Annotated in this window: 10 protein-coding genes; 9 read left to right on the forward strand and 1 reads right to left on the reverse strand. The window is 45.6% G+C overall.

Going from position 1 to position 16,583, the window contains the following annotated elements; genetic code table 11:
• Positions 1 to 117 precede the first annotated feature (117 nt).
• Together J2X75_RS08745 and J2X75_RS08750 are read left to right on the forward strand one after the other, a co-directional pair.
• Complete coding sequence (locus J2X75_RS08745; protein ID WP_310335792.1) at positions 118 to 1,092, forward strand: phosphotransferase enzyme family protein; 975 nt, start codon at positions 118 to 120, stop codon at positions 1,090 to 1,092.
• 199 nt (positions 1,093 to 1,291) lie between these two features.
• Positions 1,292 to 1,555 (forward strand): hypothetical protein, encoded by a 264-nt coding sequence (locus tag J2X75_RS08750; protein WP_310335793.1) that lies wholly within the window; start codon positions 1,292 to 1,294, stop codon positions 1,553 to 1,555.
• Between the two features lie 328 nt (positions 1,556 to 1,883).
• On the opposite strand, the gene J2X75_RS08755 is transcribed toward J2X75_RS08750, so the two are convergent.
• Entirely contained in the window at positions 1,884 to 2,141 is a 258-nt protein-coding gene (locus tag J2X75_RS08755; protein WP_074095306.1) for a GlsB/YeaQ/YmgE family stress response membrane protein, read from the reverse strand.
• A 199-nt stretch (positions 2,142 to 2,340) separates the two neighbouring features.
• Here J2X75_RS08755 and J2X75_RS08760 point away from each other — a divergent pair, with 199 nt between their 5' ends.
• From J2X75_RS08760 to J2X75_RS08790, 7 genes are all read left to right on the forward strand, one after another.
• Positions 2,341 to 3,993 carry an extracellular solute-binding protein gene (locus tag J2X75_RS08760; RefSeq protein ID WP_310336710.1) on the forward strand — a complete coding sequence of 551 codons (1,653 nt, stop codon included), beginning with the start codon at positions 2,341 to 2,343 and terminating at the stop codon, positions 3,991 to 3,993.
• A 74-nt stretch (positions 3,994 to 4,067) separates the two neighbouring features.
• Positions 4,068 to 5,906, forward strand: a complete 1,839-nt coding sequence (locus tag J2X75_RS08765; protein ID WP_310335795.1) for a sensor histidine kinase — start codon at positions 4,068 to 4,070, stop codon at positions 5,904 to 5,906.
• A gap of 3 nt (positions 5,907 to 5,909) precedes the next feature.
• Positions 5,910 to 7,451, forward strand: coding sequence for a response regulator (locus J2X75_RS08770; protein ID WP_310335796.1), 1,542 nt, complete (start codon positions 5,910 to 5,912; stop codon positions 7,449 to 7,451).
• Between the two features lie 154 nt (positions 7,452 to 7,605).
• Positions 7,606 to 9,654, forward strand: coding sequence for a glycoside hydrolase family 16 protein (locus tag J2X75_RS08775; RefSeq protein WP_310335798.1), 2,049 nt, complete (start codon positions 7,606 to 7,608; stop codon positions 9,652 to 9,654).
• A 561-nt stretch (positions 9,655 to 10,215) separates the two neighbouring features.
• Complete coding sequence (locus J2X75_RS08780; protein WP_310335800.1) at positions 10,216 to 12,273, forward strand: alpha-galactosidase; 2,058 nt, start codon at positions 10,216 to 10,218, stop codon at positions 12,271 to 12,273.
• A gap of 153 nt (positions 12,274 to 12,426) precedes the next feature.
• Complete coding sequence (locus J2X75_RS08785; protein ID WP_310335802.1) at positions 12,427 to 14,760, forward strand: glycoside hydrolase family 95 protein; 2,334 nt, start codon at positions 12,427 to 12,429, stop codon at positions 14,758 to 14,760.
• A gap of 100 nt (positions 14,761 to 14,860) precedes the next feature.
• Positions 14,861 to 16,393 carry a response regulator gene (locus J2X75_RS08790; protein WP_310335804.1) on the forward strand — a complete coding sequence of 511 codons (1,533 nt, stop codon included), beginning with the start codon at positions 14,861 to 14,863 and terminating at the stop codon, positions 16,391 to 16,393.
• Positions 16,394 to 16,583: the final 190 nt, after the last annotated feature.

Genomic DNA, 16,583 nt, shown 5'->3' on the forward strand with positions numbered 1-16,583 from the left:
CGGCTTTATTCAATTACTGAGCAGTAAAGTTTAGTTATAATCAATTTTTATCACCAGAAAATAAAGTCTACTTGGTAGAATTGTGGAGTAAAAATCACATTAACTGGAGTGGATACTATGCTTTCTGAGGAAGATTATGCGAAGGTAGCGAAAGAAGCTTTACATCAATACCCAATCATTTGGGAAAAACTTGTGTATCTCGGAAAGAGTGATAATGTTACATTTCAAGTTCAGACCAACGATGATAATCAAAAGTATCTTATCAAAATCCATATTTCAACGATTTCCATTCACTCAAAAGGGAATGTTGCATCAGAGCTTATTTGGCTTGAAGCTTTGGTTAAAGACACAAATCTCGTCGTACCTGCCCCTGTCAGAAATTTTCAAGGTGATCTGGTAACAGAAATATCAACTGATCTTAGCGAAAATACATTCATGGTGACTATTCATCATTGGATTCATGGAAGTGTGCTTAAAAGAGAGCCAACAAGTAATGAAACTGAAAATTTGGCTCTCTTAATGGCGGCTCTACATAAACATTCTATGCAGTGGATTCCACCTGAAGGCTTTAATAGACCAATATACAATTCTGATCATTTATATTCATCACTTAATCAATTAAAACAGTTAGTAAATTTAGAGCTTATCTCAAGTGAAGTGTTTGTTTACGTGGAAGAGTCAGCCCATAAAATAGCAAATGTGATACAAAGTCATAAACGTTTGTTAAGTAATTGGGGAATTATTCATTCTGACCTTCATGAGAGTAACTATGTTTTTTATGAGGATATTCCTCGACCTATAGATTTTTCAAATTGTGGCTATGGCTTTTATTTATTTGATATGGCTGAAACATTTATGCACCTTTCATCTGAGAATAGGAAAGTATTTATTTCATCGTATAGCAAAGTAAATCAACTACAAGAGAATTATTTCGAGATATTAGAAGCATTTTTTATTTGGTCAATAATTAGGACTTTTGCATTCCACTCTCTAAATTCAAATGAACAACCATCCTTAGCGGAAAATTTCCCATCAGTTATTCAGAACTATTTTAGGAAATATCTTAAAGGAGAAAATTTTTTATTGAACTGACGGCGAAATTATAGTTTAACGAAACTAAGAAGGCAGCCGACCAAATTAATCGGCTGCCCTCACGACTAATTTACTCAGACCGATCCGGATGATTTCTTCATTAATCGAACAATTGAAATCCAAAGAAGAGGCCGTAATCATGAACACGACTTCTGCGCTTGAATTCTATACGCTAGCAAACGTGAGGGGAGCATAATTAATGTTTGATGACATAGATTTCTCACCAGGAATTATTGCTTACAATGGAACGGAATTCTTGGATCAAGAAGATATTTTTCAAGTCAGCTATAACGATGGAAGGATTATTATTGATGTTGGCTGGTATAGGAAGGAGTTTGCTGTGGTTATAATTAAAGATTTTGATTGGGATAATCCACTAATGGAAAAACGATGTGTAGACTTTAATAAGTTACATGACTTGGTCCAAGAGTGCTCTGAATATGTAAGGGAAATAATAGGATGAAGATAGTTGACGCTTAATAGAGTAATACTGCATCTGAGAGTAATAATCTCCAAGTGATTTTAGCCATCACCATGCACCATCCATTTAACTGCCAGCGATAACAAAATATTGTTGAGAGAAACGAACTAGTATGGACAAGAACATTGCTCCCTTCAGTGTCGCTATTATGACATTCCCCATTCTCTTGCATTATGATATGTAAGAACACTGGCCCGAATCGTTAATCATTCTAAGATTATCGGTTCGGGCCTTTTTGATGAAAGTTGCTGATGTCGCAGCATCTCTGATCAGGATTATCCCATATACAACAGGTTTACGTCTCCGCCTGTTAACGTCTTCGGAACGCTCCACCGCGTGCCAGAGCATAGAAAATCAAGAGAGCAATGATTGACCCGACGATCGCGGGTATGATATGAAATCCACCCACCACTGGCCCCCTCGGTCCCAACAGTTCATACCCTAACCATGAGCCAACAAAGCCAGCAATGATATTTCCGAGTACGCCTCCCGGCACGTCCCGTCCAATCAGATTTCCACTTAACCAGCCAATTAGCCCACCGACAATAAGTATCCAGATTAAATACATGAATTAGTCTCCCTTCCATTGATTTATTACAAGTTATGTTTCGTTAGAGAGAATGTTGCGGATGATCCGAGAATCGACCATGAAAGCATTTCCATTTTAATCCAATGATAGTAAAATCGGTTGTACAACTACTCGTATGAATGCTGGTGCAGATGGGGATTGGAGATGGCGAGTATAGAAAGGAGGTGCTTAGGTGTTCATGTTTCGAAGTTCTTTTATTTTAGCCTTGTTGATGATGTGTCTGATGTCAGGCTTGGCTGCTTGTTCTGACTCAGAGCAATCGGAAGATAAGGGTGCTTCGACAAAGGCTGACTTCACGGAGCAGACACAAAGCCTTAATCTGAATGTGGAAGAACCGTCATGGAAGCTGGATACCACCCCCGTGAATCTAACGTGGTTCGTTGGGGCCGAATGGTACGGGCACACTTGGGGTGAAAGCCTGACTTCCAAATATGTCACCAAAAAAACAGGGGTCAATATCGAATTTGAAGTATCAACCGGTGAACCAAGCGAGATGTTATCACGGATGTTGACGACCGGCAGTCTGCCGGATTTGATAACCATCGGCTCCTGGGAGAGTGCGGTTAACAAACTTCGAGAGAGTAATCTCATCTATGCCCTGGATGAGCTAGCCAACCAGTATGATCCTTACTTTTACAAGGTGGCAGGTGATGGTGTTCTACAATGGTATCGGCAGGAAGACGGTCATACCTATGTCATTCCCAATGATGCGTACAGTCCCGAACAGATGCGTTCAACCGGCTTGACGGGAGCCAACCAAACCTTTCTCGTACGTAAAGATCTGTATGAGTCGATGGGCAAACCGGACCTTAGCACACCGAAAGGTTTTCTAGATGCACTGCACTTGCTGAAGAATCAATATTCGGTTTATAAAGGTCAGCTCATCAGTCCATTTTGGGCACAGGGGAATGCATCCTATGGGATGACCGAGTATTTGCAAAATCTGCTTGCAATCCCCCATGAGCAGAACGGTAAAGTATACGACCGAATGACAGATCCCGATTATATCGAGTGGCTGAAAACATTTCGTACCGCTTACGAGCAGGGCCTGATTAATGTTGATTTTCTGGTCGACTCCAGTGCACAGGTGCAGGATAAAACCAACCATGCCCAATATTTTATGATGATTCGGGAATGGACAGACATATCGGACCTCAATGCGAAATTGGAAGCCCTTACGAATCAGAGTTCATACTATATTGCTGTAGATGGACCCCGGAGCAGAAGGGGAGAATCCGCCAAACTGTTCCCCGGCAGCATGGATGGCTGGATGGTTACGATGATTAGCAGGTCCACAAAAAAACCTGAACGTGCCATCCGATTTTTGACCTATCTGGCCAGCGAAGAAGGCCAAAGGGATTTATTTTTGGGCAAAGAAGGTGAAACCTGGACGATGGAGAACGGCAAACCCCGGTTGACGGCGGCAATGGTCCAGTTGCATGACACGGATCGGGAGCGGCTGGAAAAGGAATATGGCATTATGGATACCTACTGGATGCTGCGAAACCCTGCTTTCGTTAACCCGTGGAGACCAGAGCATACTCCGTCCATTAAGCAAATGGAGGCGTTCGCTAACCAACACGCCGATCTGGACAGCGGCATCTATAAGGGACTCGATCCTGTAGGGGATTCCGATATAGCGTTAGCCTGGTCACGTATTTCTCAGAATTGGGAAGAAGTGCTGCCAGAACTTATTACAGCGAAGGATGAAACTGCCTTTGACAAGATTTTCGAAAATTTTCTGATACGTCGTGTGAACTACGGCTTTAACCAGGTGATGGAATATCGCCAGGCTGAACTGGAGCTGCGGAAAGCCAAGATAGCCAGATAACCATTCCCTAATACATGGTTACCTATCAGCTAACTAGTATTATATGGTATGACAAAGGTGGTGAATACATCAGAATGAAATACCTGCTGACGAGATTGAGGAAGCTTTATCGCAATGCCCGTATATCCCAAAAGCTGTTTCTGGCATTTAGCCTGATGATTGCGATACCTGTTATTTTGATATCCTTTGTGTATATCCGCATGCAAGAAACCCAGCTATATAAGGACGCTATGGCAACGGGCAACAGCCACGTTTCATGGCTGAATGAACAATTGCGCAGAAGAATGGATACAATTGAGAACGCTTCCAATACAGCCCTTACTCAAAAGTCATTTGTGGATTTTATTCATTCCAATATGCTTGTGGATGGACTGCGTCTGGTGAAGTTTAAGCAAAACCAGTTTGAGCAAATGCTTAATATCATTCAAAGCAATTCGATGATCAGTGAGCTTAGCTTTTACGTCGATAACCCAAACTTGTATGAAATCTGGCCTGAAATCTATCATTACAAGAAATTTTCGCCGCAGGATTATTGGGTAAAGCTTCGGGATGAAGGTGGCGCGGCTTACCGCTTATTTTCTTTTAGGGATGGTGAGCACACATTATCCTACTATCGTCTGGTTCGCCTTCAAGGGCAGGAACAAAAACGCCCTAGTATTATGGAAGTGCGAGTTCCCCACAGCATGTTTTTCAGCGACCTGCTACAGGAGAACAAGGGGGACTTCTTTTCGGTGTTGATGAACGCAAGTGATCCTCCCCAGTATGTTTACAATCCCCAGCATGAGTTTTCTGAGAAGTACGGGCTGGGGCTGGAGAAGATCCTTGGCAGTATTCATCGCCAGCTGGATATATCGCCGCAGGAAAGCCCACTTCAGGTTAAGGTAGGAGATGAGAGCTACTATGCATTGTATCGATACATCGCTCCGTTGAACACTTATGTAGTCGATATTGCTTCTCATCAGGCATTGATGAAAGGGCCGCGCAGTTGGTATGCATTTGTGGTAACGATTACATTATGTGTATTGCTGCTGATTATGTTACTCGTATCCCAAACGACGCGGCGTATTTTCCGGCGGTTGGACAGCGTATTGGTATCCATGCGTCAGGTACGGAAAGGCGAGCTGGATTCAATGATTGATACAGGCCTGGATGAGAACGAAAGAGGGGATGAAATCGATGAGGTGGCGGTGAATTACAATAAAATGTTACATGAAGTCAAACGCCTAATGACACAGGTCGTGGATAAACAGTTAATTGCCAAAAACGCACAGTTGCACTCCCTGCATTCGCAAATTAACTCCCATTTTTTATATAACGCCCTGGAATCGATCCGGATGGTGGCAGAGGTACAGAGGCAGCCTGCTATAGCCAATTCATTGGTGTCGTTGGGCTCCCAACTACGCTACAGCATGCAGTGGCGTAGCGATACCGTTGCTTTTCGTGAGGAGCTTGCCAATATCCAAAGTTATATTGAATTTATCAACTTTATGGAAGGCGGCAGTATCGTTATGACCGCGGATCTTCCTCAGGAGATACTTCGCTACGCCATTCCCAAGATGTGTATGCAGCCCATCGTTGAAAATGCCGTTCATCACGGGGCACCTTCAGGTGGCAGGGTATCTATAGAGATTACCTTTTCTGTGGAGAATGACAGTCTGCTATTCATTAACATAAGAGATGACGGAAAGGGGTTAGAGCCTGAGATGTTACACCGTCTTCAGGCAGTACTGCGAAGCGAATCGGATATGCCGATGGTTACTAGCAGGAGCGGACTTGGTTTGGAAAACGTGAATAAGCGGTTGCAGCTTCATTATGGCAAGAATTGCGGTCTTTGGATTGATAGTGTGCAAGGTGCATATACCTGTGTAACGATACGCTTGCCTTGGGAAAATGTAAATCTTGGAGGGTGGTAGAGCATGATTAATATCCTGATTGTGGACGATCAAAAACACATTCGTGACGGCCTGCAGGCCATGCTGCATCAATTTCCTCTGGAACTGAACAACATATACTGTGCCGCGAGCGGGATTGAGGCGCTGTGCCTATTGCGGCAACATTGCATTCACATCGTTATTACCGATATTAGGATGCCGGATATGGATGGGTTGGCACTCATGGCTCAAACCAAAGAGGAATATATGGATGTGGAATACCTCATTATCAGCGGTTATAGTGATTTTACATATGCCCAAAAAGCGATCGGACTTGGGGCAAAGGGTTACTTGCTAAAACCTTTGAAGCGAGAGGATCTGCAAAATTCCCTGGAGCATATATGGCAAGAGATCCAGACACGGCAGGCACTTACGCATAATATGCAGCATGTATCCCGTCTCGCCCAAGAGACCGAGAGTAAAGAAGTAAGAATGTTTATGCAAGGTGCGTTAAGTGATGACGCATGGATTCTTCAGATTGAGGAACAAAATGATGCGTTATGGCGTAATTATCGCCTAGCCCTGCTGAGGGAAGAAGTTGGCATTAACCAGGCCGGAGCCAGCAGCACCCATAGCATGGAATCCATTGCTTATCGTGTGATTGGCAGACAAGGTTGTATTTGCCTGCAACATCGCCCATACCTGATCCTTGCGGTGGATGCGTCCATAGATCCAAGTGTTTTGCCTGCAGCGCTCAAGGAAGGAAAGATCGATGCCATAACGGCCATGACTAACCCGATTCAGGGGTTAAAAGAACTACCAGACAGCTATACCCAAGTGCTTGAGCTCTATCGCCACAGTTACCTGTTTCCTGATCAGTACAGTATCTTTCCAGCACATATTGAGCATATGGAGCAGCAGTGGCAACTTCCCTATGAAGACTTATATGAACTCTTCCAGTCAGTTGGAACAGATAACAGTGGAATAATTACTCAGGGTATTTCTGCAATATTTCACAAAAAGGTACTGCAACGCTATCCTATTCGCTATACCCAACAGCTCTGCGCCGCCACCGTTCAGATGATGGAGGAATACGAACGAGTTATCCGTCCTTATATGGGGAAAGAAGTGCTGGACCTTGAATCATTGCGTAATCTCTTTGATTATCAAGGGATGCGTGATTATATACAAGCACTGCAACAGCAGCTGCTTCGGCTGAATCAGTTATATTATGACTATAAATGCAGCTATCGCCATTCGCAGGATCTAAATGAAGCCATTCGTTTTATACACGAGAGTTACCATAAACCGCTGGACCTTGCGATGGTATCCAATCATGTATCGCTTAATTATGCTTATTTTTCAAATCTGTTTAAGAAGAATATGGGTAAAGGTTTTGCTGAATACCTACGAGATGTGCGTCTGGATAAAGCGCGGCGGCTTCTCGCTGAAACTGATCATAAAATTGTTGAGGTGGCTGCTATGGTTGGATATGAAAGCTACAAAAGCTTTACACGGGCGTTCCGACATGTGATGCAGATCCAACCCACAGAGTACCGACAGATGATGCGGCAGAAGGCAGATTGAATCAAAAGCCAAAAAAATGGGATACCACAAAAACAATTGTACCTTTTCAGCAAATTAACCTATTCGATAGAATAAAGATATCCCTTCATGTAAGCGATTTCCTTAATGCACATGGATTGGGAAAAGCTATTATTCTATTATAAGGAGGACAATTATGAAACCATCTCACTTTACAGCGAAACGGTTTATGAAAAAGGTACTCGCTATGTTCCTTGTGGTTGTGATGCTGGCGAGTATTGGCATTCTGCCAGCTTCAAAGGTTCAGGCAGCGGGAACTACCGTAACCTCAATGGAGTACTTCTCACCCGCGGACGGGCCAGTTATTTCAAAATCAGGGGTTGGCAAGGCCAGCTACGGATTTGTTATGCCTAAGTTCAATGGTGGCTCCGCGACATGGAATGATGTTCACAGTGATGTGGGCGTTAATGTAAAAGTGGGAAACAACTGGGTTGATATCGACCAGGCAGGCGGTTATATCTATAACCAAAACTGGGGGCACTGGAGCGATGGCGGCTTCAATGGCTATTGGTTCACCCTCTCCGCAACAACCGAGATTCAACTGTACTCCAAAGCGAATGGTGTTAAGCTCGAGTATCAACTTGTATTCCAAAACATCAACAAAACAACCATTACAGCGATGAATGCAACACAAGGTCCACAGATCACAGCAAGTTTCACAGGCGGTGCAGGCTTTACATATCCAACGTTCAACAATAATCCTGCGGTCACTTATGAAGCTGTTGCGGATGATTTGAAGGTGTATGTCAAACCTGTAAACAGCAGCACCTGGATTGATATTGACAATAACGCAGCCAGCGGCTGGATCTACGATCAAAATTTTGGCCAATTCACGGATGGCGGCGGTGGGTACTGGTTTAACGTAACGGAGTCGATCAATGTCAAATTGGAATCAAAGACTTCTTCGGCTAATCTTGTTTATACCATTACATTTAATGAACCTACAAGAAATTCATATGTCATTACGCCATACGAAGGAACAACCTTCACAGCAGATGCGAATGGTTCCATTGGGGTTCCACTTCCGAAAATTGATGGGGGGGCGCCAATCGCCAAGGAACTGGGCAATTTTGTATACCAAATTAACATCAATGGGCAATGGGTTGATTTGAGTAACTCCAGCCAGAGCAAATTTGCATACTCCGGTAATGGGTACAACAATATGTCCGATGCCAATCAGTGGGGATACTGGGCCGATTACGTCTATGGCCTTTGGTTCCAGCCGATCCAAGAGAATATGCAGATTCGTATCGGCTATCCGCTGAACGGTCAGGCGGGTGGGAATATGGGCAACAACTTCGTCAACTATACCTTCATCGGCAATCCAAATGCTCCGCGTCCGGATGTATCCGACCAAGAGGATATCTCCATCGGAACGCCAACCAACCCGGCAATCGCGGGCATGAACCTCATCTGGCAGGATGAGTTTAACGGAACTACGCTGGATACAAGCAAATGGAACTATGAAACAGGATATTATCTCAACAACGATCCCGCTACATGGGGATGGGGTAATGCAGAGCTGCAGCACTACACAAACAGCACTCAAAATGTATATGTACAGGACGGAAAGCTGAATATCAAAGCCATGAACGACAGCAAATCTTTCCCGCAAGACCCGAATCGGTATGCACAGTATTCTTCAGGAAAGATTAACACCAAAGATAAACTGTCCTTGAAGTACGGCAGAGTCGATTTTCGTGCCAAGCTTCCTACAGGTGATGGTGTATGGCCAGCACTGTGGATGCTTCCAAAAGATTCGGTGTATGGCACTTGGGCTGCATCAGGAGAAATTGATGTTATGGAAGCGAGAGGCCGTCTGCCTGGATCAGTAAGCGGTACCATACACTTTGGTGGACAATGGCCCGGGAACCAGTATTCGGGCGGCGATTATCACTTCCCGGAAGGGCAAACTATTGCCAATGATTATCATGTATACTCGGTAGTCTGGGAAGAGGACAATATCAAATGGTATGTAGACGGCAAGTTTTACTATAAAGTCACTAACGAGCAGTGGTATTCCGCAGCTGCACCGAATAATCCGAACGCACCTTTCGATGAGCCGTTCTATCTCATTATGAACTTGGCAGTCGGCGGAAACTTTGACGGCGGCCGTATTCCAAGCGCCTCCGATATCCCGGCGACTATGCAAGTAGATTATGTTCGCGTGTATAAAGAACTGTAATTTGCGATTTCGGATACAGCGAATGAAGATCAGATGGAACAGATGCTGTGCAATCCGGAGAACCTGAAATCGCATACTCTGAAAAAGGCTTACGACCGATTCCCAATATTTCAACCTGGGAATCGGTCGTTTATATTTAGACTTGATAATTTAGTTCATCGGCTGCAACTCTTGTCGAAGGACAAGGACATAGGTAAGTGCTGGTTACCTGAATACGATGAGTCAGGTGACGATCTATACTTTTGTGCTGGCGGTACCGGAGCACGGTATTCAAAGAAAAGGCAATTCGGATTTAATTGCTATTCGATTGGGTGAAGTTTAAGAGCTTGTGACTTCACCTTCAACTTCGCCGGAGCATAAATTCCGAACAGCGGAAGGCGTAACAGCGGTCAGTCCGGGTTCAACCATACCTAGAAGGTTAAATTGAATTAAATCGCGTTATGGATCGGAAGATCGTTGCATGGAAAATGCTCTATTCGGTCTTTATAATGAGGGCAGACTTGGGCAGGGGAGACATAACCGGCTCCGCTCAGGGCACAGCATGCAACAATAAGGAGGCATATGATGCTAACTAGCGATACAGCCGTACAAGTGCAGCAACAGAATGTTAATCTTGTAAGCGTTACAAACGGGCACGTGAGTCTGGAGATCAATCTTGAAAATGGTGAAGCGTCCTGCATCGGCAACCATTCTTCCCATGTAAAGGGCATTCGTAGTGCTTTTCGCTGGCAGGGCCGGGAATACAGCACGGATCATTATCAGAACCATGAGCTGAAGGAACAGGAAGATATTGTTCGAGAAGGTTTTGGAAAAGGCATCCGCTTGGTTGTTCTGCATAAAGCTTCGTTGCTGCCACAGCTGGAGCAGCATTTCTATATGTATGAATCGTCACCGTTTGTACTGGTGCAGACCGCTATAGTCAGTGATGAAGAGCTTAAGGTGAACCGGATGGCTGTGATCCAATCCAAAACCATATCAATCGGTGGAGAATCCGGCCAGGATGAACCGAGCATTCTGCGCGTACCGTTTGATAACGACAAATGGGTCAGATATACGGTGGTCAAACCGCCACTGGATGTGGAGAGTTACGAGGTGACTGCCTTGTTCGCGCCCGACAGCCGCTGGGGAATTGTGATGGGTTCCCTTACGCATAAGGTTTGGAAAACAGGGATCCGTATGCAAAGCGAACAAAGTGGACATATCGAGGGACTTGATCTGTACGGCGGTGCCGTGAGTGAACTGACTCGCGATTCCCAGCCTCATGGTTATGTGAAGGGAAAGAGAGTTGAATCCCCCCTGGTATTCATCGGATTCTATGAAGACTACCGTGAAGGCCTTGAAGCCTACGGTCAGGCGAATACCTGGATTGAGGCTCAATTGCCTTGGGAGGGCGGCGTTCCGATCGGGTGGAACAGCTGGTCCGCGGGCATGAGTGATCTGGACTATGATCTGTATACAGCAACCAGCGATTTTCTAAAAAAAGAAGTACAGCCGCTTGGATTCCAGAATGAAGATACTTTATATATCAACTTTGATGCGTTCTGGGACAACTTTACACCGGAAGAGATGAAGATCGCACTGGACCGAGTACGGCAAAATGGACATAGAGCGGGAACGTACTGGACCCCATTTGCCTTCTGGGGAGGGCCCGATCAGTTCGGTCAGGTGGTCGAAGGAACGAACGGCACATACACCTATGGAGACATTCTGCTGCGTGACAGTGGAGGCGAGATCCTGCCGGATGTAGACGGTGGTCTGGCTATTGATCCGACACATCCCGGCAATCTGCAAAGGATCGACTGGTTCACCGACAAATTCATCTCGGAAGGTTTCGAATATATCAAACTGGATTTCTTGGCGCATGGCTCGCTGGAAGGACAGCACCACAATCCGGATATTACAACAGGGATTGCGGCTTATCACTATGGCATGTCTTATTTGCAGCATAAGATCTCACCAGAAGTAATCGGACGGCCATTTTTCATAAACTTGTCCATCGCTCCATTATTTCCGTATGCATTTGCCCACAGCCGCCGTATTTCCTGTGATGTCTTCGGTACACTTGCGGATACGGAATATATGCTGAACTCGTTGACACACGGTTGGTGGATGAGCAATACGCTCTATCGCTACAATGATCCGGATCATTCGGTGTTATACAAGAGCTTCAACCAGGATACTACTGGCTGGCATGAAGGACGTAGCCGTCTGACCGCTTCAGTTATTGCCGGTACGGTGCTCCTGCTCGGGGATGACTTCCGCAAAGAGGAAGCTGCCGAACGGGCAAGAGCTTGGCTTGGTAACACGGATATTTTGAACGTTGCTCGTATGGGCAAAACCTTCCGTCCACTTGAAGGTGATCTGGGGAAGCTGTCTTCTGACGTGTTTGTCCTGGAATCGCCGGAAGAAAAGTGTTTCTATCTCGCCGTCTTCAACTTTGATGCTGCACAGGCTGCGGAGAAATCCATCTCGCTGAAACGGGCCGGGCTAAACGCCAATGCCCTATACAATGTGCAAGATCTGTGGGAAGGCTCACAAGGGGAAACGTCTGGAGAGCTCACGGTCTCACTGGAACCGGCGGAATCCAAAATCTTTAGATTGACTGTGAAGGGAAACTGACTGGGCGAAAAGACAAACCAGAGCTGTGTATCGGTTTTAGGATATAAAAACAAAGTCAAACGCGCGCTTTTGTATCTCACAGATCGCGCGTTTATCTATTTTGGGAACGAGTCTATTTTTAAAGATAATCATTATTGGACTGGAGGACATGATATGAACGATTTTACTTTATGGTATTCAACTCCTGCTACGGATTGGTCTCAAGGCCTGCCGCTGGGCAATGGTAGGATAGGAGCAGTGGTTATGGCGTCTTCGCATCGTGAGGTGTGGAGTATGAGCGAGGTTACCTACTGGTCAGGACAGATTGACCCGGAGTATCCTCCGGCAGGAGGCAAGGCTGCATTGGAAGAGATGCGCAGCTATTTTTTCTCGGGTGATTATGATGAAGGGGATCGTCTTGCCAAACAGCATCTGCAGCCAAAGAAGCGTAATTTCGGCACCCATCTTGGATTATGTGAAGTTGTTATTGATTTTGAGAAGAGGAATCGGGGTTCTGATGAAGCTGGAAGCTTCCAACGTGAGCTGGATCTGACTCATGCACTGGCTGGGGCGTTCTGGAAAGATGACGATACCACGATTCGACGTGAAGTTTACGCTTCTCACGCCGATGATATAGTGGCCTCCCGAATTTGGAGCGAAGCTCCTGGTGGCGTATCCCTTACGCTAGGTTTGGAAGGGGGAACGGAATCATTCAAGGTTGCAGCCTTAGATGACAACACGCTTGAATTCCAAGGACAGGCAACGGAAAATGTACATAGTGATGGGACTTGCGGCGTATGGGCCAAGGGCCTGTTAAAGTTGGTTGTATCCGGGGGGACCATCGCTAGGAAAGATGGAAACCGATTGACCGTGACCGGAGCGGATGAGGCTTGGATTTATTTTAGTGTAAGCACGGATTATCGTCGTACAGATTCGGATTGGAAAACAGAGAGCAATTATACGCTGGTGAAAGCTTTAAATAAAGGTTATACCTCACTGAGGGAGGATCATATCCGCGATTACTGTGAGCAATTTGACAAGGTAGATATTCAGCTCGGGGGCAAGGGGAAATCCAGCCTCACTATAGATCAGCGTATTCGTTTGTTGGAACAGAGTGGTGGGGATGAAGATCCGCAGTTGTTCGCCTTGTTTTTCCAATATGGACGGTATCTGACCATCGCGGGATCTCGCGAGAACTCTCCATTGCCACTCCATCTCCAGGGAATCTGGAATGATGGTGAAGCGTGCCGAATGGGCTGGAGCTGTGATTATCACCTTGACGTTAATACTCAGATGAATTATTACCCTACAGAGATTACAAATCTGAGGAAGAGTCATCTTCCGTTATTTCGGTATATTGAGGATCTGGCACAGGCGGGCAGGGAAACGGCTCGTCATGTGTATGGATGCGACGGATGGGTCGCTCATGTCTTCTCCAATGTATGGGGCTTTACGTTGCCTGGATGGGAAACCTCGTGGGGGCTGAACGTTACAGGCGGATTATGGCTGGCTGCACACCTGATTGAGCATTATGAGTACAGTCAGGATCGTGTTTTCCTAGAGAATGTGGCCTATCCTGTACTTAAAGAATCCGCGGCCTTCTACCTGGATTACATGTGTGAGCATCCTCGGAACGGTTGGCTGGTGACGGGTCCTTCCAATTCGCCGGAGAACCATTTCTATCCCGGTAATTCGAGAGAAGGGACACAACAGCTGTCCATGGGAACGACAATGGACCAGATGCTGGTGCGCAGGCTCTTTGAATTTTGTCTTCATTCAATTGAACTTTTGAACAAAGACGAAGAACTCGGACGCAAGCTGGAAGAAGCAATTGGCAAGCTTCCACCTCTACAGATCGGCAAAAAAGGGCAGTTACAGGAGTGGCTTGAGGATTATGAGGAGGCGCAGCCGGAGCATCGGCATTTGTCTCATATGTATGCGCTGTATCCGGACAGTCGGATTACACCTGACCGTACACCGGAACTCAGTGCGGCAGTACGGATAACGTTGGAGAACCGCATGGTCCAGGAAGAGTTGGAGGATGTTGAATTTACAGCTGCTTTGTTTGGACTGGGTTTTGCGAGATTGCATGATGGGGAGACGGCATATAAACACCTCTCACATTTGATCGGCGGCCTGTGCTTCGATAATCTGTTCACCTATTCCAAATCCGGAATTGCTGGAGCAGAGAGTAATATTTTTGTCGTTGATGGAAATTTCGGCGGTACAGCTGTCGTAGCGGAGATGCTGCTGCAAAGTTATGCGGGCGAGATTCACCTTCTACCAGCGCTGCCACAGGCATGGAGCACAGGCTCGATAACAGGGCTGAGAGCAAAAGGGAATGCCGAGGTTGACATCGTCTGGGAGAACGGACAGTTAATTTCTACAAACATTCATACTTTCTCTGCAGGAACGTTCACCATTTGTTGGGGCACACAAAGAACGATCCTTCATGCCAAAGCAGGCGAAAGTTACTATTTCAATAGCGAGCTGCAGTTGGTAAAATAACGATCTATACTTGAAAATAACTTTCATTTATATGGACCATGGTCCCACGGAGGGAAAAACATATAATAGAGACAGAAAGATACAAAGGGAGGGGACGTTGATGTACAGTATTTTTTTGGTAGACGATGAAGAACTGGGACTTGAGATGATGAGGGATTATATCCGTTGGGAAGAGATGGGTATCTATATCATGGGAACGGCGAGTAACGGCAGGGAGGCCTTGGAGAAAATTGAGGCCACCCAACCTGATATCGTTCTTACCGATGTTCAGATGCCGATCATGAACGGTATTGACTTGGCGAGAAAGATACATGAAAGCTACGACTCGATCCAGGTGATGTTTCTGACCGGACACGATGAATTTCAATATGTAAAATCGGCTATCAACGTAGGGGCCGTGGGATATATGCTAAAACCGCTGGATTTAAACGAAATTGAAAGCGTTGTCAGTAAAGTTAAACAGCGCTGTGACGAAGTTGGAATTAAGAACCGTTCCATTGAGGCGGCCAAAGCCAATATCCTGAAGGAGTTATCTTACGAAAAAAATGAGGATCGTGCTATTGATCTCGCTTTTAGTTTCAGCCGTTTAACCCGGCAACCTGAGACCACCCGATATGCAATGGCCTTGTTTAGTATCGATCCCAAGGAGGCCGAAGGAGAACAGCAAAGTCTGGAGGAATGTACAGGGCGGCTGGTGTCTTTTCTCGATCATTTCTTCAAGGCGAAGAACCTGAAAGCGATCTTTGTGGATTACAAGGAAGGAGAGACCGGTGTATTTATGGAAGCGGCACAGCAGCCGGGACATTATGCGTGGGAGGATTTGGCTGAGGCTATCCGTAGTTCCCTGGATTTTACGGTGACGGCTGCTGTAGGCGGACAAGAGACCGCGGTATCCCATATTCACTGTCTGTACGAAGAGACACGAACCATCTTGAATGAGCGTTTCTATGAAGGTACAGGCACAATTATTCATGCTGGGACCGTTTCGAATCAGTTTTATACAGAGCATATGCCCCCTTTTGATCAAAAGGAATGGTTCGATTCCATTAACCGACTGGATTTTGAATGGGCGGCACAGAAGCTGCACGGGTATATTGAGGGATTGGCAACACTGAGAGTCAAGAAAAAAATCATCTGCGACTGGTCGATAGATCTCGTGAACGAACTGCTGGAGCAGCTTCATAAACCTGTTCCGAAGCGGGCTGAGCTGTATCATTCCATCTATAATGCACTGACTCTGCATGAGATCGAGGATCTGATTCTCGGTACTGCGGAGGATGCGGTGAGCATGCTGGGTGAGCGGTTTATGGACAAAAATGCAAAACTGATTCACAAGGTCCGCACCCTCATCGACCAGAATTACAATCAGCCGATTACCATCAACAGTCTGTCTGATCAGGTCTATTTATCACCGAACTATTTGAGATCCATTTTTAAGGACAAAACAGGGATGACGATCCACGATTATCTGACACGCATCAGATTGGATAAAGCCAGGGAACTGCTGGCAGACGGCTCGCTCAAGATTCACGATATCGCGCAGACCGTGGGCTATGAGAGTACATCCTATTTTATTTCTCTATTCCTGAAGACACAGGGCGTAACACCCAACGAATACAGGAAAAGTATGTGACGATAGAGGCTGTCAGGTAATGATGGTATTGATATGGCAAATGAAAGAGGCTTTCCTGTATGAATAATAACATTGTGGTATGGAACATCCCCCTCCTCCTTTTTACAATTAGGCATATAGGAAAGGAAGGGGGAGAGAGGGGATTTAACAGCTCTTTATGAAAGCGATTACAGACAATAGCTGTGAACCA

Source organism: Paenibacillus sp. 2003 (assembly GCF_031455635.1).
Classification (GTDB): domain Bacteria; phylum Bacillota; class Bacilli; order Paenibacillales; family Paenibacillaceae; genus Paenibacillus; species Paenibacillus amylolyticus_B.